This window comes from Nesterenkonia suensis, assembly GCF_054782935.1.
The window spans coordinates 400,240-422,698 of the sequence record NZ_BAAGRN010000001.1 but is presented as its reverse complement, the minus strand read 5'-3'; the positions used below and the strand labels follow the sequence as shown (position 1 = coordinate 422,698).

Below are 22,459 nucleotides of genomic sequence, written 5' to 3'. Positions count from 1 at the left end.
GGGTCACCTTCTGTCAGTCGGGATGCCGGCGGCAGCGAGCAGCCGGGGCAGCACGTCACCGGAACGGCCACGGATCGCGAAGTCCATGACCTCGGTCAGCCCGGTCTCCTCCGGATTGATCTCGATCAGCGGCACCCCGCGCTCCAGGGCCAGCAGCGGCAGCGAGGCGGCCGGCTGCACGATCCCCGAGGTTCCGACGACGAGCACCAGATCTGCCGCCCGAATGGCGGCGGTGGCGGCGTCGAACGCCTCCCCGGGGAGGGCCTCGCCGAACCAGACCACATCCGGACGCAGCACACCGTCAGCGCAGGAGTCACAGGCGGGCGGGTCCTCGGGCTCCGGAGGCTCGGTGAAGCCATCATAGGCGGGGGCGGGCAGCTCGGCCGGCTCGCCGCAGTCAGTGCAGCGGTGCGCCGCGAGGCTGCCGTGCAGGTGCCCCAGCACCTCGGAGCCGGCCCGTTCGTGGAGGTCATCCACGTTCTGAGTCACCACTGCGAGCCAGCCCTGGTGAGCGCCGAGGTGCTCCTGCCAGCCGGCCAGCGCCCGGTGCCCCGCGTTGGGCCGCACGGCGGCGACCAGCGACTGCCGCCAGCGATACCAGGTCCACACCAGGGCGGGGTCGTTCTCGAAGGCGTCGACAGTGGCCAGTTCCTCGGCGGAGAACCGCTCCCAGAGCCCGCGCTGGACTTCGCGGAAGGTGGGCACCCCCGACTCCGCGGAGATTCCGGCCCCGCTGAGCACCACCACCCGGCGCGCCCCGCGGACCAGAGCCACCACATCCTCCGGCACCGATTCGGTCACAGACAGCTCTCGCATGCTGACCACCGTATCCACTGACGCCCCGGCGCACTAAGCTGAGAAGGGCCTGGACACACTCTCACTTGCAGGAGGAGCCATGACGCAGCAGCCGACAGGTCAGGGGCCTGAACCCTTCGACCCGAACAACCCGCAGAACTCTCCGCAGCAGCCTGCAGGAGGCCCGCAGCCGCCTGCCGGCGACCCCGCACCGCCCGTGCAGGCACTCTCCCCCGCTGAGGAGCAGGGGTGGGGAGTGGCGGTGCACCTCGGCGGCGTGTTCCTCTCCTGGCTCGTGCCGCTGGTGGTCTGGCTGGTCTTCCGGGAGCGCAGCCGGCTGATCGACGATCATGGCAAGGAGGCGCTGAACTTCCAGATCACCCTGTTCATCGGGTATATGGTCTCGATCGTGCTGATGTTCGTCTTCATCGGGATCCTGCTCTGGATCGCCCTGTGGATCTGCGCCATCATCTTCGGGATCATGGCCTCCATCGCCGCCTACAACCGCCGCCCATACCGCTACCCGATCAGCATCCGCTTCATCAAGTGAGCCTCAGCTGACGGACCGGAGGCCGATCAGCTCTTACGGTTGTAGATGACCATGGACAGCGGCCCGAAGATCACCACCAGCACTGCGCAATAGACCAGCACCATGGTGAGGCCGCCGACGTCGTAGGTGCCGTCCATGAGGTCGCGCACCGCGGCGACCACGGTGGAGACCGGGTTGACCTCCGCGAAGGCCCGCACGGGCCCCGGCATCGTCTGCGGGTCCGCGAAGATGTTCGACACGAAGGTCAGCGGCATCAGGATGAACATGGACACCCCCATAGCGGCCTGTTCGGTGCGCATCAGCAGCGCCACCGTGGTCCAGACCCAGGACAGGCAGAAGCTGAAGATCAGCAGCAGCGCGAAGGCCGCCACGGCACCGGTGATCCCACCGCCGGGGCGGAAGCCCATGATGACGCCCACCACCAGGATGATCACCCCGGCGATGGTGTAGCGCACCTGGTCGCCGAGCAGGGCTCCGACCAGCTGCGCGGGCCGCCAGGTGGGCAGGGAGCGGAAGCGGTCGAAGACGCCCTTGGAGATGTCCCGGTTCAGGGTCAGTCCCGTGTACATGGTGATCATCACCAGCGTCTGAACGAAGACCCCGGGGATGAGGAACTGCACGTAGGCGTCGACGGCGGACTGCGAGTCGCCTCCTGCCATCGCCTCACCGATGGCCCCGCCGAAGACGTAGGTCATCATGACCGTCATCATGATGGGGAAGATCGTGACGTCGAAGAGTTGCTCAGGGACGTGCTTGATCTTCAGCAGCGCGCGCCAGCCGTAGGTCATCGAGGCGCTGAAGGCCCCGGCCCGTGCGGGGCGGTCCTCCGGGCTGACCAAGATGTGGCGGATCCGTTCGGACTCGTGCAGCGTGGTGGTCCCATGGGTGCTCATCGGATGCTCGCCTCCTCCTGGTCGTCCCGACCACCGTCGGTCTCATCGGCGGCGGCCCCGTCCTGGTCCGCGGCGGCGGCCTCGGCGTGCTCTCCCTCATGGTCGGCGCGGTGCCCGGTCAGCGCCAGGAACACCTCGTCCAGGCTGGGCTGACCGAGCGCGAAGGTCTCGACCTCGATATGCGCCTCCTCCAGGGCGCTCAGGGCCGCTGCGGCCCGGGAGCGCTCGTTGAGCCGGGCGGTCAGCGCGGTCGGATCAGCCTCACGGGTCACCTCAGCCTCGATCGTGCGGGCGAGCAGCTCGGCGGCCTGCTCGCGATCTGCCGGATCGACCACCCGCACGCTCAGGGCTCCGGAGCCGACCTGGGCCTTGAGCTGGCCGGGGGTCCCCTCGGCGATCACCCGACCGTGGTCGATGACGGCCAGCCGGTCCGCCAGCTGATCCGCCTCCTCCAGATACTGGGTGGTCAGCAGCACCGTGGTCCCGGCGCCGACCAGCGTCCGGATGATGTCCCACACCTGGTTGCGGGATCGCGGGTCGATGCCGGTGGTGGGCTCGTCCAAGAAGATCAGCTCCGGGGTGACCAGCAGGGAGCCAGCGATGTCCAGCCGGCGACGCATACCGCCGGAGTACTTCTTCACCTGGCGACCCGCCGCCTCGGCGAGCCCGAAGGCCTCCAGGAGCTCGTGGCCCCGACGTCGCGCGGTCCGGCCGGGGAACCCGAGCAGACGCCCCAGCAGCACGAGGTTCTCGATGCCGGTGAGGTCTTCGTCCAGCGAGGCGAACTGGCCGGTCAGGGCGATCTTGTCGCGGATGATCGCCGGTTCGGCGAAGACGTCATGGCCCAGTACGCGGGCTTCGCCGCCGTCGGGACGCAGCAGGGTGGCGAGCATCCGGATCACGGTGGTCTTGCCGGCACCGTTGGGCCCCAGCACTCCGTAGATGCCCCCACGGGGGATGGAGAGATCGACGCCGTCCACGGCGGTGTTGTCGCCGAATCTCTTGATCAGGGCGCGGGTCTCGACGGCCGGATCCGCTGTCGGCACGCTCATGCGTGCTCCTTTCTCCCGCAGAGTGGTGAGGAGGACCCGGACAGCATAACGTACGCTGTACTCAGATTCACAGCGCCTCCGTCTTCCCCTGCGCACCGCACGCCGCGCCTGCGGTGGTGTCCCGGGACGAGTTCAGCTGAGCTGCTGCTGGAGGAACCGGTAGATGAAGCTGGTCAGCCGGGCCTGCTGCTCAGGGCTGGCCGCACCGCCGTGCCCTCCCTCGATGTTCTCCCAGTACCTCACATCGGCCCCCAGGGACTCCAGAGCTGCCGTCATCTTGCGGGCGTGCCCGGGGTGGACCCGGTCATCCCGCGTGGAGGTGGTCAGCAGGACCGCCGGATACCGGCGCCCCTCCTGCAGCAGGTGATAGGGAGAGAAGCCCCGGATGAACTGCCAGTCCGCAGTGTCCGGATCCCCGTACTCAGCGCGCCAGGAGGCACCCGCCAGCAGATGGGAGAACCGCTTCATGTCCAGCAGCGGCACCTGGATGACCACCGCTCCGAACAGCTCGGGATACCGGGTGAGCATGTTCCCGGTGAGCAGACCGCCGTTGGAGCCGCCGCGGCAGGCCAGCTGCGGCACTGTGGTGACGCCGGTGGCCACCAAGGCCTTCGCGACGGCGGCGAAGTCCTCATAGGCGCGGTGCCGGTTCTCCCGCAGCGCAGCACGGTGCCAGTCCGGGCCGTACTCGCCGCCGCCGCGGATGTTGGCCACCACGTAGACTCCGCCCGACTCCAGCCAGGCCTTGCCGACCACCCCCAGGTAGCCCGGGGTCATGGAGATCTCGAAGCCGCCGTAGCCGTAGAGCACCGTGGGCCTCGGCTCCGCCTCGGAGCCTGCGGCGAGCAGCTCCTGCGGGCCGATCAGGACGTAGGGCACCCGCGTGCCGTCGTCGCTGGTGGCGAAGCGCTGCACCGAAGTCAGACCCGAGGCGTCGAAGCGCTCGGGGGCGGACTTCAGCGCCTCGTGAGTCTCCCGCCCGCCGTCGAGCAGCCCGGAGAGATCCCCCCGGTGCAGAGTGGTGGGCTTCAGGTGGTCCTCGGAGGTGATCCACACCTGCTCGGACTCCTCCGGGTCCACCGCCGCCACGGACAGGGTGCCGGTCAGATCCTCGAAGACCGGGACCCGGCGCCAGTCGGCAGGGCTCTGCGAGGCCCGGACATGGGCCTCCACACGGTGCACCACATCCTGCATGACGGTCAGCACCAGGCACTGCGGCGTGGCGGTGACGTCCTGCAGCGAGGTGGAGGCGTCCGGGGTGAACAGCGCCGTCAGCTCGGCACGGCCGGCCATGAAGTCATCGATGTCGGCGACCACCAGCGAGCCGCCAGGGAAGGTCTGGCCCTGCAGGGTCGTCTCAGTGCGGGGCATGAGCAGGAAGAGGTCCCGGTGGATGCTGACCCGCACATCGGTGGGGACCTCCACACGACGCAGGCCGGCCTGGTCGATCAGCAGGGTCTCCCGGTCGTAGAAGCCCAGCACGCGCACCGCAATGTCGCGCTCGAATCCTGGGGTGCCGAGGTGCCCGGCGGCAGCGACCATGTGGTCGGGCTCCACCGAGACGACCGTCTCAGCCTCCTCAAGAGGAGTGCCGCGGCGCCACCGGCGGCAGGTGCGCGGATACCCGGAGGTGGTGACGGCGTCCTCACCATGGTCGGTGCTGATGTAGACGGTGTCGACGTCGATCCAGCTGACCGAGCCCTTGCCTTCGGGCTTGGCGAACCCGCCCTCCTCCGGGGCGACGAAGCGGCGTTCGAGAAGGTCGAACTCTCGGGTGACGTCGGCGTCCGAGCCGCCCCGGGACAGCGAGACCAGCGCGTGCCGCCACCGCTCACCCTCCTGCCGGGGCCGCAGCACGGTGGCACCGTGCCACACCCAGGTCACACCTTCGGCGGCGGAGAGCTCGTCGAGGTCGATCAGCACCTCCCATTCGGGCTCGTCCGTGCGATAGGACTCTTCCGTGGTGCGGCGCCAGATCCCCTGCGGATGCGCGGCATCGGTCCAAAAGTTGTAGAGATGCTCCCCGCGGCGGGAGACCACGGGGATGCGGTCGCTCGCGTCGAGCATCTCGCGGATGCCGGACTGCAGGGCGACGAAGGCGTCGTCGACCAGCTCCTCCTCGGCGCGGGCGTTGCGCTGTCTCACCCAGGCCAGGGCGTCGTCCCCGGTAACCTCCTCCAACCACAGGTGCGGGTCGGCGTCGGGAGCGATGAGCGGCGGCACGGACCGGTTGCCAGAGGTAACTGTCATGAGGGCCATCCTACTCCCGCCGTGTCATCAGCGGCCCGTCCGGCACCCGGACTCCGCTGCACGTGATTGCAGGAGCGTCTCGTCGTCGGTCAGGAGCTCCCCCGAGCCGGTGGTCTCGTCGCGGTCGAGGTCGAAGACCTCCACCTCACCCTCGAGTCGAAGCAGGATCTCATCCGCCGCGGGAGGGATCGCCACGACGACCTCGGAGGCCCACCCGTCGCCCGCCGGTCCTCGAGGCCGTCCACATCCTGGTCTCCTGCGATGACCTCGGGGTCCCAGATGAGACTCTGGTGCGGATGCACCGGGGCCAGGCTGTACCAGCCCGCCGCAGGATCGTCCTGCGGCAGCTGACGCCGCCCGGTGCGAGCATCCACGCGCTGATCATGGCCATCGAACTCAAGGACCACGGCCGCCGGGGCCTCCTCCGGCACGGAGATCAGCAGGCTCTGTCCCCCGACCGTCGCGGTGGCATCATCCAGAGTCAGCACCTGGGTGCGTCGGCCGTCGAATTCGAGCCCAAGGACCGCGGGCTGCTCCAGATCTTCGCCGCCCGGCCACGCCCAGTCCTGCGCGAACAGGATCAGCAGGAGCAGCTCCTCGCTTTCGGCCGGGAAGGAGGCGACCGCGCGCTCCTCCTCGCGGTCTTCGTCGATCATCTGCGCAGTCGCTGCGGGAAGATCTCAGACCCCCTCGACCAGAATCTCGTCATCGCTGAGGTAGGCCACCTCCAGCGCCGGACTCGCCCCGGTCTCCCCCACCGCCAGATCATCGATGAAGCACGTGAACGCCGTGGTGACCTCCACCGAGGCGTTCCCGCAGTTCACCCCACCGCCGATGAACTCCTCGTCGGCCAGCACCTCCGCGATGTCAGTGCCCTCCGAGATCCCACAGCCGGTCAGCAGCAGCACCGCTGCCACCGCCGCTCCGCTGGACCGCCGCATCCGCCCACGCCCCCTCGAATGATCCGAACGGTGCCGCAGGTTCCGGCCCCGGAGGTCAGGCGCGACCAGGACACGCCCGCCGCCCCGTCATCCAAGAGTCGCTCCCATCCGGGGCTCACTCGATGCGGCCGGTCCGGCACCGCCCACCGGCTCAGCCGGTGTTCTGCAGGCCGGCGGCCACTCCCTTGAGCGTGATGAGCAGCAGGTTACGCGGATCTTCGACCTCGGCGTCGTCGAGCTCAGAAGTGCGCAAGGCACGCAGCGCCCTGAGCTGCAGCAGGGACAGCGCATCCACGTAGGGGTTGCGCAGCTCCACCGCACGCCCGAGCACCCGGTGCTCCTCCAGCAGGCGGGGCTGGTCGGTGATCGCCAGCACCCACTTGGTGGTCAGATCCAGCTCCTCCAGCACCAGCTCCCCGAGATCAGCCCGGTCACCGAGCTGCAGGTACCGTTCGGCGATGCGCCGGTCGGTCTTGGCCAACGACATCTCGATGTTGTCGATCAGCGCACGGAACAGCGGCCACTCGGCATAGGCCTCGCGCAGCTGCTCCAGGTCGCCGACCGCCTCCAGAGCCGAGCCGAGCCCGTACCAGCCGGTCAGGTTGATCCTGGCCTGCGCCCAGGCGAAGTTCCATGGGATGGCCCGCAGGTCCTCCAGGGACTCGACGGAGAGGCCCCGTTTGGCTGGGCGCGAGCCGATGGCCAGCAGACCGACCTCATCCTGCGGAGTCACCTGGGCGAACCAGGGGGCGAAGCCTTCGGCGTCGACCAGGCCGTGGAAGCGCTCACGAGAGACCGCGTCCATGTGCGCCGCCAACGGGGCGAATCGACGGGCGGCCTCCGCGTTGCGCTGCTCCGTCGATGGTGCCGAAGCCATCAGCGTCGCCGCAGCGACCTGTTCGATGTGGCGCAGCGCGATCTCCGGGTGGCCGTAGCGGGCGGAGATGACCTCCCCCTGCTCGGTGACCTTGAACCGCAGGTCCACTGAGTGCGGCGGCTGGGCGAGGATCGCCCGGTTGGCCGGGCCTCCGCCGCGGCCCAGGGCACCGCCGCGGCCGTGGAACTGGGTCAGCGTGATGGCGTTCTCCAGCGCCCAGGCCGCGATCTTCTCCTGGGCCTCGTACAGCGCCAGGGTCGCGGCCACCGGTCCGACGTCCTTGGCTGAGTCGGAGTACCCGAGCATGACCTCCATGCGGCGCCCGGTCTGTTCCAGCCGACGCTGGACCGCCGGGTGCTGAAGCGTCTCTTCGAGGATCCGTGGGGCGTTCTGCAGGTCCTCGTAGGTCTCGAACAGCGGGATGACGTCGAGCACCGGGGCCTGCTCCGGGCCTCCGAGGGCCTTCTCGGCCAGCGTGTAGACATCGGCGAGGTTCTGGGCCGACTGGGTGAAGGAGACGATGTACCGACGGCAGGCATCGACGCCGAACCGCTGCTGCACGGACGCGATCGCGCGGAAGGTTTCGATGACCTCCTCCCCCGGGACCGCGGTCTTCCCGACGCCCTCGGGGTCCTCCAGCCAGGTGAGGGTCTGGGAATGTACCTTGGAGTGCTGCCTGACCTCCAGCTCAGCCAGGTGGAACCCGAAGGTCTCCACCTGCCACACCAGCTCCTGCAGATCCCCGTACGCGGCTCGCTTCGCACCGCCGGCGACCAGGGAGTCCTGGATGACCCTCAGGTCGGCGAGGAGCTCCTCCGGGGACTCGTAGGACAGGTCCGCATCGCGGGAACGGGTGGCGGCCAGGCGGCCCGCCACGGCCAGCAGCACCTGACGATGCGGTTCCCGCGGAGAGTGCTGAGCGGCCTGGTCGGTCAGTTCCTCGGAGAGCTGACGCTGCTGGCCCCACAGGGCTGAGAGCTCCTCGCTGGGCGGGGTGTAGCGGTCGTCGAGGGTCAGCGCCAGGCCGACGGCCCGGGCGCGGGATTCCAGATCCCCGAGGATCCGGTCGGCGGCCTGGGCGACGGCGGCACGGGTGATCGAGGCGGTGACGTTCGGGTTGCCGTCCCGGTCTCCTCCGATCCAGGACCCCAGCCGGATGAAGGCCGGAGCCTTCGGCGCCTCCGTGCCGCCCAGCTGACCCTGCAACCAGTCGTCCATGCGCCGGTAGGCCTGGGTGAAGACCTGCGAGAAGGAGGAGTCGAAGACGGACAGCGCCGTGCGTACCTCGTCCAACGGCGACGGGCTGGAGACCCTCAGCTGGGCGGTGCGCCACATATTGTCGATCTCGCCGAGCAGCTCCCGACGGTTCTGCGCCAGCGCGCCGGAGCCCATGCGCGGGTCGTCGCGCCGATCCAACAGGTCGCCGATACGCCGCACCGAAGCGGCGATGGCGTTGCGGCGTGCCTCGGTGGGGTGCGCCGTGAGCACCGCGTGGAAGCGCAGCTCCTTCAACCGCCGCTCGGCCTCCTCCTGGCCGACCTCGGCCCGCAGGTGAGCGAAGGCGGCCGCGACGGAGTCCGCGGGCTGCTGCTCCTCGAGCGGGATCTCCCCGTCTCGGGCACGCAGGGTTCGGATCCGGTGCTGCTCCTCAGCCAGGTTCGCCAGCAGGAAGTAGCAGGTGAAGGCGCGGGCGACCTCCTTGGCCCGATCGGCGGAGAAGGACTCGACGAGCTCCTCGGCGCGGGCGAGCACAGCGCCATCGGGGTCCTCCAGCGCGGCGATGGTCAGCTCGCGCAGGGCCTCGACATCCTCCAGCAGACCCGGTGAGCCGTACTCGGTGAGGACCTGCCCGAGCAGCTCGCCGAGCAGGCCGACATCATGCCGCATGGCCTCGGGGATCTCATGGGTGGCGGCGATCCGGGCGCGCGCAGGAGTCGGGGACTGATGGGGCATGCGAATCTCCTCTGTCTGGTCGCGGAGGGACTCCGCGAGGGATACATGGTGGAGGTCCGCGCGACCCCGTCGTCACGCAGAAACGTCCTCCACGGTACCAAGGTCGCCCCGCCGATGAGATCCACAGCACCTGGAGGGTCACATGCCGAGACATCCATCCGTGCTCAGACGCGGCCCCTCCGGGGCCGTCCGCAGAGCCCCGGGGCTCTGCTGGAGCGTGCTCAATCCTCGGCGCGCAGCGCACGACGGCGCCGCTCGAGCTCCATGACCTCACGGTTGAGCCGCTGATACTCCTCCGGATCGTCTGACGGCTCCATCCGCTGCAGGCGACCCAGCAGATCCGCCTTCTGGTGGGTGATCTTGAGCTCCACCAGACGGTTCAGAATCGACTGACAATACACTTCGACGTCGTCCTCGGTCCGGGCCGGCAACTGAGCCACGGCCAGCTCTCCCACCAGCGAACGCAACGGCTGCGGCACCTCGTCGCTGACCGCGCTGATCCAGCTGCGCGGATCGGTGGCGGAGGCGGCCGCGCTGCGGATCCCCGCATGGACCGCGGCGTGCGCGGGCGCAGTGAAACGCACGGTGAAGATCTCCTCCCACTGCTCGGCGGTCAGCCGGGTGGGGTGCTGGAGGATCACTTCGAGAGCCTGGCGCTCCATCATCACCGCAGGGTCCCGGGTGTCCGGGCGGGGAAAGTGCCGGCCGGCGGTCCCCGGACCCGTTCCGTGCCCGGATCCATGCCCGGATTCATGCCCGGATTCATGCCCGGATCCAGCTCCGGAGTGGTGCGCCGCGCCGTGCCCCCGACCCCCGGGGGATCCGCCGTCGTCGTGCCCTGCAGACCGTCCGGAGTGGGGGGAGGGCTGTGCCGGGTGGGTGCGTGAGGCACCCCCGGGGGCGCCATGGTCCGGTCCGCGGCCGGATCCCGGACCCTGACGCTGCGGGGCCTGCCCGCGGGCCTGGTGCACCGCCCGGGCCACCTCCTCCATGTCCATGCCCAGCCACCCGGCCAGCTCGCGGGTGTAGGCCGGACGCAGGGCAGAGTCCTTGATGCTGGCCACCACCGGGGCGGCGTAGCGCAGGGCCCCGACCCTGCCCTCTACCGTGGAGAGGTCGTAGTCCTTCATCCCCGCCCGGATGGCGAACTCGAAGAGCGGGCGGCGGGAGCGGATGATCTCCTCCACCGCCTCATCGCCCCGATGCTGACGCACATCGCAGGGATCCATCCCGTCAGGACCGACCGCGATGAACGTCCGGGCCAGGAACATGTGGTCCTCTTGGAACGCCTTCAGCGCGGCGGCCTGTCCGGCGTCGTCGCCGTCGAAGGTGAAGATCACCTCTCCCCCGCCGCCGTCGTCGGAGAGCAGCCGACGCGCGATCTTCACATGTCCCTCGCCGAAGGCGGTCCCGCAGGTGGCCACCGCAGTGTCCACCCCGGCGACATGGCAGGCCATGACATCGGTGTAGCCCTCGACCACGACCAGCTCCCGCTTCTTGGCGATCTGCCGCTTGGCATGTTCGATGCCGTAGAGCACCTGCGACTTCTTGTAGATCTGGGTCTCCGGGGAGTTCAGATACTTCGGGCCCTTGTCGTCCTCGAAGAGCCGGCGCCCGCCGAAGCCCACGGTGTTGCCGGTCATGTCCCGGATGGGCCAGATCAGTCGGCCACGGAACCGGTCGTAGAGCCCACGGCCCCCCTCGGAGAACAGGCCGGTCTGCCGCAGCTCCTCCTCGTCGTGGAACCCCTTGGAGCGCAGATGCTTCAGCAGCGCGTCCCAGCTCTTGGGAGCGAAGCCCACGGAGAACTGGGCGGCATGTTCCCGGGTGAAGCCGCGTCCGGTGAGGAATTCCCGGCCGATCTGGGCCTCCGGAGACTCCAGATGCCCCTGGAAGAACTCATCGGCGATCTTGTGCGCATCGAGCAGCCGCTGCCGTCGGCCGATCTCCTGCGTGGTCGGCCCGGTGCCGCCGTCCTCATACCGCAGGGTGATCCCGACCTTCTGGGCCAGCCGCTCCACCGTCTCCTGGAAGGAGGTGTGTTCCAGGGCCATGAGGAAGGCGATCACATCCCCGGACTCTCCGCAGCCGAAGCAGTGATAGGTCCCCACATGCGGGCGGATGTGGAAGCTGGGCGTGCGCTCATCGTGGAACGGACAGAGTCCCTTCCACGAGCCGATGCCGGCTCCTTTGAGCGTCACATACTGCTCGACGACCTCGCGCAGGTCGACACGCTCGCGCACGGCATCGATGTCTTCACGCTTGATCAGTCCTGCCACAGGACAACTCTAGCCAGTCATCGCAAATCCTCGCGCCGGTTCTCCACAGGCTCCCGACGACGGCCCTGCGGGGCCGGCCCCGCAGGGGTGGTGGCCGGCCGACACCGCCGGTAGGGTCCGCCCATGCCTCACGTGGAGACACCGAGCACCTCTCAGGACACGACCGACCCCTCGGGGCCCCCGATCAACGGCCTCGACCTCGCCTTCGGCTCACCGATGGGCGTCGCCCGCTCCGAACAGCTGATCAGCGACCTCACCGAGATCTCGCCGCGACGGATCATCGACGTCGGCTGCGGCTGGGCGGAGCAGCTGCTGCGCACCGTCGCCGCGCTGCCAGGAGCCCACGGCGTGGGCGTCGATCTGGAGGAGGTGGACATCCTCCGCGGCCGAGAACGCGCGACACAGCTGGGCGTACAGGATCGTGTGGAGCTGCGTGTGCAGGACGCCGCAGACCTGCTCGGGCCACCATCGGGCGGGACCGGGCCGGCGGCGGCAGTCCGGAGCGCCGACGCCCTGATCTGCCTCGGGGCCTGGCACGCACTGGGAGCATCCCCCGCCGACGCCCTGCATCGGCTGCGCGGACTCGCCGCCCCCGGCGGCCGGCTGCTCTTCGGCGTGGACCACTGGGCGCGGCAGCCGGACGGGGAACGTCTGGCCCAGATGTGGGACGGCGCCTCCCTCGCCGACAGCCACCGGCTGCCCGACGTCGTCGAGGCGGCCGCCGAGGCCGGCTGGCGGCTGCTGGACCTGCACGAGGCCACCGCCGACGAATGGAACCACTTCGAGTGCGGAATGACCCGCAACCAGGAGGAATGGCTCCTGGAGAACCCGCGTCACCCGGAGGCTCCGGCGCTGCGTGGCCGGCTCGACGACGGCCGCCGCTCCTGGCTGCGCGGACACCATGGCCACATGGGTTTCGCGACGCTCGTGCTGGCCGCGGGCTGACCGCCCGGGGAATCAGAGGTGGTGCGTCCGGGTTGATCCGAGCATGGAGACGACCCCTGAACCGGCCGAGCCCTCCGGCGGCACTGGCCCCGCCACTGGCCTCACCACTGACCCCACCGCCGTCGACCTGACCGATGTCGACGTGACCGATGTCGACCTGACCGATGTCAGCCTCACCGAGGAGGACCGCGCCTGCGTGGAGCGGCTGCTCCGCGACGCCGCGACCCGTGGGGTCACCGTGCAGCTCATCCGGCGCGGCCCGGCGAACTCGCTGGCCGAGGCGGCCGCCGCCCTGGGCGTCGAGCCGCGCCGGATCGTCAAGACCCTGGTGGCACGGGCCAAGGTCACCCAGACCGCCCGTGAACACAGCTACGTGCTGGCCCTGATCCCCGGTGATCGGCAGGTCGACTGGGCCAAGCTGCGTCGGCTCGCTGGAATGAAGAAGATGTCCCTGACCGCCCCGGAGGAGACCGTGGAGGCCACCGGGCACCGGCCCGGCACGATCACTCCCGTCGGCGCCGAGAGCTCCGAGGGCACCCGCTGGCCGATCTACGCCGACGAGAACATCACAGGAGGCATCGCCATGGGTGCCGGGGCGACAGAGCTGAGCCTGGTCGTGGACTCCGCGGCGCTGTTCGCGGCCTATGACGTCGTCACCGGCGACATCACCAGGGCGACGCCACAGGAATGAACAGCCAGAACGAGCAGCAGGAGCGAGCAGCAGGAGCGATCAGCCGAAGCGATCAACAGGCGACACGCGCCGGGCGGCACTCCCGCCCAGGCCTGTCCGGGCGTCAGCTCAGGTGGGCCAGCACATCCTCCAGGCTGACCGGGGCACCGTGGTCCTGGTTCCAGGGCATGCGGGCCAGCACTTTGGCCATCCCGCAGGTGTCAGACGCCGCGGAGTAGATGAGCCCGGAAGCGATCGCGCCCGAGAGCAGGCGTGCCTTCGGACTGAGGAGACGCCCGCCGACCAGCCCGGCGACCACCAGCGAGCCCGCCGCCATGCGCACCTGACGCTCCATCGCCCAGGGCCCCTCGCCGATCTCGACGGCGTCGTCACCGGCGGCCGCGCGGAAGCCGTTCAGCCCGCCGTCGAGGACCCGAGCCTCAGTGAACCCTGCAGCGGCCAGCAGCTCCCGGGCCTGCCGGGAGCGTGGCCCGGCCTGGCAGAGCAGCACCACCGGGCGATCCACCTCGTCCAGCGCCGCCGCGAGCGTGTCGGCCTCGTCGCGGATCAGCTCGTCCGGGGCCGACACCGAGCCGGGGATGTGGGCGCCGCGATGCTCGGCGGCGGTGCGCACATCCAGCATCAACGGGTCGTGGCCCTGGGCGAGCATGTCACGCAGCTGCTCGGCGCTCAGTGTGGTCGCGGGGTCCGCAGATGTCATGAGATTCTCCAGAGTGGACGGGGATGCTCACAGGATGAGCGGTGATCCCTCAGTCTAGTGTCCCTCCCCTGCGGCCACGAGGAGCCCGGGGCGCAGGGGCGGCCGCTCAGCCGAAGAGTCGGTTGATGAAGGGCCTGCCCTGGACCAGGGCGTAGTACCACTCCAAGGCGGCGACGTCGGTCAGCGAGGCGATCTGGTCGATGATCACCCGCCGGCGGGCGACGTCGTCGGCGGCATCCCGCCAGTCCTGCCGGAACATCGGCTCCAGGTAGCGGTCCTCCGTCTCGGAGAGCAGCCCCACCAGCCCTTCGAGCACCTCACGCTGCCGCAGGTAGACCGGCTTCTGCTGCTCCGAGGTCATGATGTAGGCCGCAGCCAGCCCCTTCATCGCCGAGATCTCCACCAGGGTGTCCTCCGGGACCATCAGGTCCGCCTCATGGCGGACCAGCGCGTGGTCGCCGTGGGCCTGCCGGGTGGCGGTGTAGATGGCGCTGCAGAACCGGCCGATCAGCTCACTGGTCATGTTCTTCAGCGCCGCCAGCGAACGCCGCGAACCGTCCGACTCGCGCACCCATCCGTCAGTGGCGGCGAGGCGGTCGAAGGCTTCCTCGATCCGGTCCTCCTCGGTCTGCGGCAGGTACCACTCCTTGGTCACCTGCACCACGCGTTTGCGCTGCAGCGGCACCTCCAGGAAGCGCAGCTGGAACTGGCCGGAGAAGATGCCGTCCTCCACATCGTGGACGGAGTAGGCGATGTCGTCGGCGGCGTCCATCACCTGGGCCTCCATGGACTGTCGTCGCCCCTCCACCCCCTGGCGGATCCACCGGAAGACGTCGACGTCGTCCTCATAGGCGCCGAACTTCTGACTGCGGGTCCCGTCCGGCTTCAGGGGCGCCTCGTGCTGGCGCCACGGGTACTTCACCGCCGCGTCCAAGGAGGCGCGGGTCAGGTTGAGCCCTGCGGAGCGGCCGTCCGGGTGGAACCGCTTGGTCTCCAGCCGGGTCAGCAGCCGCAGCGTCTGGGCGTTGCCCTCGAAACCGCCGGCGTCGCCCATGAGCTCGTTGAGCACGTTCTCCCCGTTGTGGCCGAAGGGCGGGTGGCCCAGGTCGTGCGACAGGCAGGCGGCGTCGACGACGTCGGGGTCGCAGCCCAGCATCCTGCCCAGATCACGCCCCACCTGGGCGACCTCCAGGGAGTGGGTCAGCCGGGTGCGCGCGAAGTCGTCGGCATCGGGCGAGACCACCTGGGTCTTCGCCCCGAGACGGCGCAGCGCCGAAGAGTGCAGCAGGCGGGCCCGGTCCCGCTCGAAGGAGGACCGATAGACGGATTTGCCGTGCTCCGGGACCCACCTCGCCTCATCGGCGGGGAGGTAGCCCGGACGCAGGGCGGCATAGCCCGCCTCGACCCGTTCGACGTTCTGCACAGACATGTCTCCCAGCTTAGAGCAGGGGCAGCATGGGTCAGGCCATGCCCAGGCGCTCCGCCGACGCGAGCGGCCTCGGATGAGGTAACCTCCTTCTGCACCCCTTTGAACAGTGTTCAAATCTCGCTGAGGAGGGACGGGTGACAACCCCCGGGGACTCTGGACGGAGGCCCCCGCCGGCATCGAGGACGGAGACGACGTGACCCCTGAAGCTCCCATCGCACCGCAGATGACAGACCCGGAGCCCCTGACTGATCGCCTCCTGGCCGGAGGCCGCCTCACCGACCACGAGTGCCTGGCGCTGATGCGCACCCCCGACGACGCCACCTTCCGCCTGGTGGCCGCCGCCTCCCGCCTGCGTCGTCGGCACTTCGGTGCCACGGTGAAGGTCAACTACCTGGTCAGCCTCAAGACGGGGCTCTGCCCCGAAGACTGCACCTACTGCTCCCAGCGGCTCGGCACCGACGCGGAGATCCTCAAGTACACGTGGCTCAAGCCCGAGGAGGCCGTGGCCCAGGCCTCGCACGGGATCGCCGCCGGCGCCCGCCGGGTCTGCCTGGTGGCCTCCGGCACCGGCCCCACCGATCGGGACGTGGACCGGGTGGGACGCATCGTCACCCGGCTGAAGTCCGACCACCCCGACGTCGAGGTGTGCGCCTGCCTGGGGCTACTGAAGGAGGGGCAGGCCGAACGACTGGGCAGCTGCGGCGTCGACGCCTACAACCACAATCTGAACACCTCCCGCTCGCATTACCCGGAGATCTGCAGCACCCACACCTACGACGACCGGGTGGAGACCGTCGGCCGCGCCGTCGACGCCGGTCTCTCCCCCTGCTCCGGGCTGATCGTCGGCATGGGCGAGAGCGACGAGCAGCTCGTGGAGGCGCTGGCCGCGCTGCGGGACCTCGACGCAGACTCCGTGCCGGTCAACTTCCTGATGCCCTTCGACGGCACGCCGCTGGAAGGAACGTGGAACCTCACCCCGCTGGCCTGCCTACGGATCCTCGCCGTCGCCCGCATGATGTGCCCGGACAAAGAGATCCGGATCGCCGCCGGCCGCGAGATGCACCTGCGCAGCCTGCAGCCCCTCGCCCTGGAGGTGGCCAACTCCCTGTTCCTGGGCGACTACCTCACCTCCGAAGGCCAGGGCGCTGCCGACGACCTGGCGATGATCCGCGACGCCGGGTTCACCGTGGTGGGCGAGGAGAACACCCTCCCGCCGCCGGCGACGCCGACGCTCCGACGGCGCGGCGCCGGGACGGACCAGGCACCCAACGCCTGAGCCCGGCCGCGGGCCAGACCCACGGCATGAGACTGTCATCCGCCGGAGGTGTCGACCTCCGCGGCGGCGATCATCTCACGCTGAGCCTCGTTGAGCTCCTGGGAGCCCAGCCAGTCCTCCGGCAGGTGGACCTTCTTCGGCGAGCCGGCCCGACCGCGGGGCCCCTCGGCGTCGGCGCCGGGGTACCCGATGCTCTGGTCGAGCTGGCCGAGCAGATCCTCCAGCTGGGCCAGAGATTCGACGGTGACCAGCTGGGAGCGCAGCGCCCCGCCGATCGGGTAACCCTTGAAGTACCAGGCCACGTGTTTGCGGATGTCCTGCATGGCCTTGCGCTCGTCGCCGTCGAAGTACGGGATGAGCATCTGGGCGTGCCGCAGCAGGGTGGAGATCACCATGGGCAGATCCGGACGGTGCCGGTCCTCCCGGCCCTCGAAGGCGGCCTGCAGGTCGCCGAACAGCCAGGGCCTGCCCTGGCAGCCCCGGCCGACGACGACGCCGTCGACGCCGGTCTGCTCGACCATGCGCACCGCGTCCTCGGCGGACCAGATGTCGCCGTTGCCCAGCACCGGGATGTCCGGCAGGGACTCGCGCAGGGCAGCGATGGCAGACCAGTCGGCCTGGCCCGAATAGTGCTGGCGAGCGGTCCGGCCGTGCAGCGCGACGGCGGCGACCCCGGAGTCCCGGGCGACCTTGCCGGCCTCGATGAAGGTGAGGTGGTCCTCGTCGATGCCCTTGCGCATCTTCACCGTCACAGGGATATCCCGCTTCGCGGCCTCCCGCACGGCGGTGGCGACGATCGACTCGAAGAGCCGGATCTTCCAGGGCAGGGCCGAGCCGCCGCCCTTGCGGGTGACCTTGGGCACCGGGCAGCCGAAGTTGAGGTCGATGTGGTCCGCCCGGTCCTCCTCCACCAGCATGCGCACCGCGTGCCCGGTGGTCACCGGGTCCACCGAGTAGAGCTGCATCGAGCGGGGGACCTCATCCGGCTCGTGCTTGATGATCCGCATCGACTCGGGCCGCCGTTCGACCAGCGCGCGTGCGGTGACCATCTCGTTGACGTAGAGACCGCCGCCGTGCTCCCGGCACAGCCGGCGGAAGGCTGTGTTGGTGATGCCGGCCATCGGCGCGAGCACGACCGGGGTGTCCACCGTGAGGGGACCCAGCTGCAGTGGCGGCAGCAGAGACTGGCGGCCGGGGGGAGCGGTCGGCGTCTCCGGGACGGTCAGGGCGTCGGGTGAAGTGGTCTGTGCGGTCATGATGTCCGGTCGATGAGGGTTCGGGAGGCGCGAAGACCTCCGCATGGTCAGCGGGCGTAGATGAAGGCCTCGAAGTCGACGTCCGCATCCCCGGCGGCCAGGAGCTCCCCGAGGACGGTTTTCAGCGGCCCCATGGAGTCGTCCACCTCGAGCTCCACCGGGTGGCGGGCGGCGAGCATCGCCAGCAGGGAACGCACATGCTCCTCAGCCTCGGCGTCGTCCGAGGCGGGGTTCCAGCCGACCAGCACATCGGCGGGGTCCTCGGTGCGCTCCGGGGTGTAGCTGACGGCGAAGGCGCGGATGGCGCCGTCGCCGCCGTCGGAGACGTCTCTGAGGACCACCACTCCCGAAGCGCCGGTGGTGTCGTCGAGCAGCAGCTTCTGAGCCATTCCGAGGGTCATCTCGGAACGGTCCCAGTCGTGGACGGCGTTGTAGTACTCCGCCACCAGGGCGCTGAGCTCGACCGAACCGGTGGCCAGCTCCTGCAGATCCAGGCCGGATCCCTCGAGGTCCGGCAGGCGCAGAGCCCCTGGCTGCACGACCACCCGACGGGTGGTCTGGATCTTGGAGAAGCCGTTGTCCTTGAGGAAGCACTGGGCCGCGGAGCGCTTCGCGCAGCGGGCCTTCAGGCCGATGGCGCTGCAGTTGCTCGCCTCGGCCTCGAGGATCGCGAGCAGCTCCGCGGCGATCCCCCGGCGCCGGTGGTCCGGAGCGACCTCCGCATAGAAGGACAGCCGGTCCGGATGCAGAGAGGAGCGCAGGATGGTCGCGGCGGCCACCGGGACGCCCTGGTCCTCGGCGACGATGCACCGCGACCAGGGGTCGCTGGAGGAGGGCCGCAGCAGGGCGCGGTCCTGGTGATGCATCGCGTTCTCCGGATCGCCCCAGACCTCGAGCAGGGCGAGGTCATCGCCCTCAGCCCAGGGCCGGACGGTCAGGCCGGAGTCCAGGGTCAGCCGGTCCGTGTCATGCGTGGTGCTCATCGCGTGTCCTTCGGATGCGTGCGACTGCGCGGGTGCGCAGGGTTGATCAGCCACGCGAGTCTAGTCCCGCGGGGGTGCCACGGCAAGACGGGCGATCTCAGCCGAGCAGCCTGGCGGCCAGGTAGCGCTGCACCTGGTCCAGGCTGACACGCTCCTGGGTCATCTCGTCCCGGTCGCGGATGGTGACCGCCTGGTCCTCGAGGCTGTCGAAGTCATAGGTGAGGCAGAACGGGGTGCCGATCTCGTCCTGACGGCGGTAGCGGCGTCCGATGGCGCCGGCCTCGTCGTACTCGACGTTCCAGTTCCGGCGCAGCTCGTCGGCCAGCCGCTGCGCGGGCTCGGCCAGCTCCGGCTTCTTGGACAGCGGCAGCACCGCGGCCTTGACCGGGGCGATCCTCGGGTGAAGCTTCAGCACCGTGCGGGTGTCCACGCCGCCCTTCGCGTTCGGGGCCTCCTCCTCGTGGTAGGAGTCCACCAGGAAGGCCATCATCGCGCGGGTCAGGCCGAAGGACGGCTCGATGACGTACGGGGTGTAGTGCTCCTCGGTCTTGGGGTCGAAGTACTGCAGCTTCTCGCCGGAGGCCTCGATGTGGGAGCTGAGGTCATAGTCGGTGCGGTTGGCGATGCCCATCAGCTCGCCCCACTCGGAGCCCTGGAAGCCGAAGCGGTACTCCAGGTCGATGGTGGCCGCCGAGTAGTGGGCCCGCTCATCCTCGGGGACGTCGAACTTGCGCAGGTTCTCCGGGTTCAGCCCCAGGTCCACGAACCAGTCGTAGCAGGCGTCCACCCAGTGATCGAACCACTGGCCGGCCTCGTCCGGGTGCGTGAAGTACTCGATCTCCATCTGCTCGAACTCGCGGGTCCGGAAGATGAAGTTGCCGGGGGTGATCTCATTGCGGAAGGCCTTGCCGACCTGACCGATGCCGAACGGCGGCTTCTTCCGGGCGGAGGTCATCACGTTGGAGAAGTTCACGAAGATGCCCTGGGCGGTCTCGGGCCGCATGTAGTGCAGGCCCTCCTCGTTGTCCACGGGGCCCAGGAAGGTCTTCATCAGGCCGGAGAACTGCTGCGGCTCGGTCCACTTGCCGGGCTGGCCCGTCTCGGGGTCCTTGATGTCGGCCAGGCCGTTTGCCGGGGGGTGGCCGTGCTTGGCCTCGTAGGCCTCCAGCAGGTGGTCGGCGCGGTACCGCTTGTGGGTGTGCAGGGACTCCACCAGCGGGTCGGTGAAGGTCTTCACGTGGCCGGAGGCGTGCCAGACGGCCTGCGGCAGGATGATCGCGGAGTCGAGGCCGACCATGTCGCCGCGGCCGCGCACGAAGGTCTGCCACCACTCGGCCTTGATGTTCTCCTTCAGCTCCGTGCCGAGGGGCCCGTAGTCCCAGGCCGACCGTGATCCCCCGTAGATCTCACCGGACTGGAAGACGAAGCCGCGACGCTTCGCCAGGGTGATCACATGGTCGAGGGCAGTCTTGGGGGCCATAGGGCGGTACACCTCAGGTCGGGAGGGGACGGGACAGACGGGGGCAAGCTTACCGCGCCGACGCCGACGTCGCCGATTCGCCCGACGGGGACGGAGCTCGGCAGCACGGACAGTTCAGGCTGCAGCGCGGGAGGACGCCTCAGTCGAAGACGACGGTGCCGTCGTCGGCCACTCGCCAGCCTGGATTGTAGGCGATCTCCCAGACCACCCCGACCGGGTCCTGGACATAGGCGTGCAGCATCCCCGGCACCGCCGCCGGCTGGGGATGCTTCAGCACCGTGGCTCCGGCACGTTCCAGGCGTTCGACCGTGCGGTGGACCGCATCGGCGTCATGGACGTTGTGAGCCAGGGTGAAGCCTCCGGGGGTGCTGTGGTCCCGGCCGTCCCCGATGTCCTCGCTGAGACTGTCGGCGTCGAAGAGCCCGAGGACCTGCCCGGGCGCCACTTGGTAGAACTGGATCTCCCCGGCCGCCTCGAAGATCGGTCGCCAGCCCAGCCCACCCCTGTAGAAGCGGCGCGCGGCCGCCAGATCCCGCGTGGCGACGGTGATGATGTGGATGCCCTGTTCCATCGTGACCTCCTCCGGTACTCTCCCCTCCCCGTCGTCCGGAGTGATCCCTCCGGCCCGTCGGGCCAGGGGTGTGCGGGATGGCGAGTCTACGGCTGGAACCAGGGCCAGGTCAGCGGCCGCCGTCCGCCGGCCGAGTCCAGGCACAGCACCGGGCACAGCACCGGGCACAGCACGAGTCAGAGGAGCCGTGCCGTCAGCGGCTCTTCGTGAGCGACGCCCTTGGGCCCCGGCTCGACGTGGAAGGCCTGGTGACCGGCACGCTCGGTGACGACGTCGGTCAGCCGCCCGTCGGCGAAGCGCAGCGCGCACCCGTCGTCGACGGCGTATCCGGCGGGCAGGGCACCCTCGAGGACCCACCTCTGACAGCTCTCCCGTCGCCCCGACTCGCCGCGGGTGTGCGGGCAGATGCTGCCCAGGAGGACACCCAGCCCGCCGCGAAGCGGCGCCGACGGCCCGTAGGCTTCGGTCGGTGGAAGAGGCCTCGAACCGACAGGGGGAATCGGCAGGGGGAATCGGCAGGGGGAATCGGCAGGAACGCCTCAGCGGGTGCGGCGGATGTCGGGCAGAGAGGCGATGACGACGGCGGCCAGTGTGAGCAGGGTGCCGAGGACGGTCGCAGTGGTGACCACGGCCCCGGGGGCCGGGACGATGAGATCGAGCAGCAGCGATCCGATCAGCTGGCCCGCGATCATCCCCATGGCGGCCAGCAGGACGCCCACCCGGGTCACCAGCACGGCGCCGAGCCCGATGAACACGCAGCCCAGCGGCCCACCGACGTAGTACCAGGGAACGGTGGGCAGCGCCTCCCCCACCCCGCTGACCATCACCTTCACCAGGTAGGCCAGCAGCAGGACCGCCGTGCCCGCCATGAAGTTGATGAGCGTGGCGGGGATGGGGCTCCCGTAGGCGGCCGACTGCCGACCGTTAAGCGCCTGCTGGGCGCTGTTCGTGAAGCCGGCGGTCAGCGGGACGATCACGAGCAGAAGCCAGGCCCACGTGTCAGCCTGTCCGCCCAGCTGAGGGGAGACGGTCCACAGCACAGCCAGCACGGTCAGCATCGCCCCCAGCACTCGCACCGTGTTCAGCCGCTTCCGTCCGGCCGGACCCAGTCCGATCCGGTCCCAGAGGAGACCGCCGAGAGTCTGACCGGTGACCACCGCGACTGTGAAGACGGCCACTCCGACGACGCCGATCGTCAGGGACTGCGCGAGCACGAAGTACCCGCCGATGCAGCCGGCGAGCAGATACCACCAGCGGACCTCGCCGCGCACGAGCGCCGGACGCACCTGACGCATCGTGCGGCGCCCCCGCGGGGTGAGACCAGCGATCGCCAGCATGAGGAGCAGCCCCGTGCTGAAGGAGATCAGGGCCGCGAGGAACGGGTCGTCCACCTCGGCGGCGAGCTCCGAGTTCACCCGTCCCTGGCTGGGGATGGCCGCACCGGCGGCCACCGCCATGAGCAGGAACCCGACCCATGCGGCCGACGACCGCCGTGACTGCCCGACTGCGCTCATGGGCCTCACCTTAGCGGCCTCTGG

The 22,459-nt window shown here is 69.7% G+C and carries 19 protein-coding genes; 4 read left to right on the top strand and 15 right to left on the bottom strand.

The window, feature by feature from the left end:
• Positions 1-3: 3 nt before the first annotated feature.
• Entirely contained in the window at positions 4-816 is an 813-nt protein-coding gene (locus tag ACYVKI_RS01815; RefSeq protein ID WP_460688634.1) for an SIR2 family NAD-dependent protein deacylase, read from the bottom strand.
• Between the two features lie 79 nt (positions 817-895).
• On the opposite strand from ACYVKI_RS01815, the gene ACYVKI_RS01810 reads away from it, so the two are divergent.
• Positions 896-1,345, top strand: a complete 450-nt coding sequence (locus tag ACYVKI_RS01810; protein WP_460688633.1) for a DUF4870 domain-containing protein — start codon at positions 896-898, stop codon at positions 1,343-1,345.
• A gap of 26 nt (positions 1,346-1,371) precedes the next feature.
• Here the strand turns inward: ACYVKI_RS01810 and ACYVKI_RS01805 are convergent, their stop codons facing one another.
• From ACYVKI_RS01805 to dnaG, 7 genes are all read right to left on the bottom strand, one after another.
• The gene (locus ACYVKI_RS01805) at positions 1,372-2,238 is read right to left on the bottom strand and encodes an ABC transporter permease (protein ID WP_460688632.1); all 867 of its coding nucleotides are present in this window, start codon (positions 2,236-2,238) and stop codon (positions 1,372-1,374) included.
• The gene (locus ACYVKI_RS01800; RefSeq protein ID WP_460688631.1) at positions 2,235-3,290 is read right to left on the bottom strand and encodes an ATP-binding cassette domain-containing protein; all 1,056 of its coding nucleotides are present in this window, start codon (positions 3,288-3,290) and stop codon (positions 2,235-2,237) included. Before ACYVKI_RS01800 ends, ACYVKI_RS01805 begins: the two co-directional genes overlap by 4 nt.
• Positions 3,291-3,422: 132 nt before the next feature.
• A complete protein-coding gene (locus tag ACYVKI_RS01795; protein WP_460688630.1) occupies positions 3,423-5,540 on the bottom strand; it encodes a prolyl oligopeptidase family serine peptidase in 2,118 nt (705 codons plus the stop codon).
• Between the two features lie 89 nt (positions 5,541-5,629).
• A complete protein-coding gene (locus ACYVKI_RS01790; protein ID WP_460688629.1) occupies positions 5,630-6,196 on the bottom strand; it encodes a hypothetical protein in 567 nt (188 codons plus the stop codon).
• A 24-nt stretch (positions 6,197-6,220) separates the two neighbouring features.
• Positions 6,221-6,481, bottom strand: a complete 261-nt coding sequence (locus tag ACYVKI_RS01785) for a hypothetical protein (protein WP_460688628.1) — start codon at positions 6,479-6,481, stop codon at positions 6,221-6,223.
• 151 nt (positions 6,482-6,632) lie between these two features.
• On the bottom strand, positions 6,633-9,311 hold the full coding sequence (locus ACYVKI_RS01780) for a phosphoenolpyruvate carboxylase (protein ID WP_460688627.1): 2,679 nt from the start codon (positions 9,309-9,311) through the stop codon (positions 6,633-6,635).
• Positions 9,312-9,532: 221 nt separating this feature from the next.
• Entirely contained in the window at positions 9,533-11,590 is a 2,058-nt protein-coding gene (gene dnaG / locus ACYVKI_RS01775) for a DNA primase (protein WP_460688626.1), read from the bottom strand.
• Between the two features lie 123 nt (positions 11,591-11,713).
• On the opposite strand from dnaG, the gene ACYVKI_RS01770 reads away from it, so the two are divergent.
• Positions 11,714-12,535, top strand: a complete 822-nt coding sequence (locus ACYVKI_RS01770) for an SAM-dependent methyltransferase (RefSeq protein ID WP_460688625.1) — start codon at positions 11,714-11,716, stop codon at positions 12,533-12,535.
• A 43-nt stretch (positions 12,536-12,578) separates the two neighbouring features.
• Positions 12,579-13,226: an aminoacyl-tRNA deacylase gene (locus tag ACYVKI_RS01765; RefSeq protein WP_460688624.1), complete on the top strand. Its 648-nt coding sequence runs from the start codon at positions 12,579-12,581 to the stop codon at positions 13,224-13,226.
• 103 nt (positions 13,227-13,329) lie between these two features.
• Here the strand turns inward: ACYVKI_RS01765 and ACYVKI_RS01760 are convergent, their stop codons facing one another.
• The gene (locus ACYVKI_RS01760; RefSeq protein ID WP_460688623.1) at positions 13,330-13,926 is read right to left on the bottom strand and encodes a rhodanese-like domain-containing protein; all 597 of its coding nucleotides are present in this window, start codon (positions 13,924-13,926) and stop codon (positions 13,330-13,332) included.
• 106 nt (positions 13,927-14,032) lie between these two features.
• A complete protein-coding gene (locus tag ACYVKI_RS01755) occupies positions 14,033-15,355 on the bottom strand; it encodes a deoxyguanosinetriphosphate triphosphohydrolase (RefSeq protein ID WP_460688622.1) in 1,323 nt (440 codons plus the stop codon).
• Between the two features lie 223 nt (positions 15,356-15,578).
• Between ACYVKI_RS01755 and bioB the strand changes: the two genes are divergently transcribed.
• The gene (bioB, locus tag ACYVKI_RS01750) at positions 15,579-16,631 is read left to right on the top strand and encodes a biotin synthase BioB (protein ID WP_460689380.1); all 1,053 of its coding nucleotides are present in this window, start codon (positions 15,579-15,581) and stop codon (positions 16,629-16,631) included.
• 35 nt (positions 16,632-16,666) lie between these two features.
• Here the strand turns inward: bioB and dusB are convergent, their stop codons facing one another.
• The 5 genes from dusB to ACYVKI_RS01725 form a co-directional block, all read right to left on the bottom strand.
• Entirely contained in the window at positions 16,667-17,857 is a 1,191-nt protein-coding gene (dusB, locus tag ACYVKI_RS01745) for a tRNA dihydrouridine synthase DusB (RefSeq protein ID WP_460689379.1), read from the bottom strand.
• 77 nt (positions 17,858-17,934) lie between these two features.
• Entirely contained in the window at positions 17,935-18,870 is a 936-nt protein-coding gene (locus ACYVKI_RS01740; RefSeq protein WP_460688621.1) for a GNAT family N-acetyltransferase, read from the bottom strand.
• 97 nt (positions 18,871-18,967) lie between these two features.
• A complete protein-coding gene (locus ACYVKI_RS01735; protein ID WP_460688620.1) occupies positions 18,968-20,350 on the bottom strand; it encodes a glycine--tRNA ligase in 1,383 nt (460 codons plus the stop codon).
• A 139-nt stretch (positions 20,351-20,489) separates the two neighbouring features.
• Positions 20,490-20,921: a VOC family protein gene (locus ACYVKI_RS01730; RefSeq protein WP_460688619.1), complete on the bottom strand. Its 432-nt coding sequence runs from the start codon at positions 20,919-20,921 to the stop codon at positions 20,490-20,492.
• A 539-nt stretch (positions 20,922-21,460) separates the two neighbouring features.
• Entirely contained in the window at positions 21,461-22,435 is a 975-nt protein-coding gene (locus ACYVKI_RS01725; RefSeq protein ID WP_460688618.1) for a DMT family transporter, read from the bottom strand.
• Positions 22,436-22,459 lie beyond the last annotated feature (24 nt).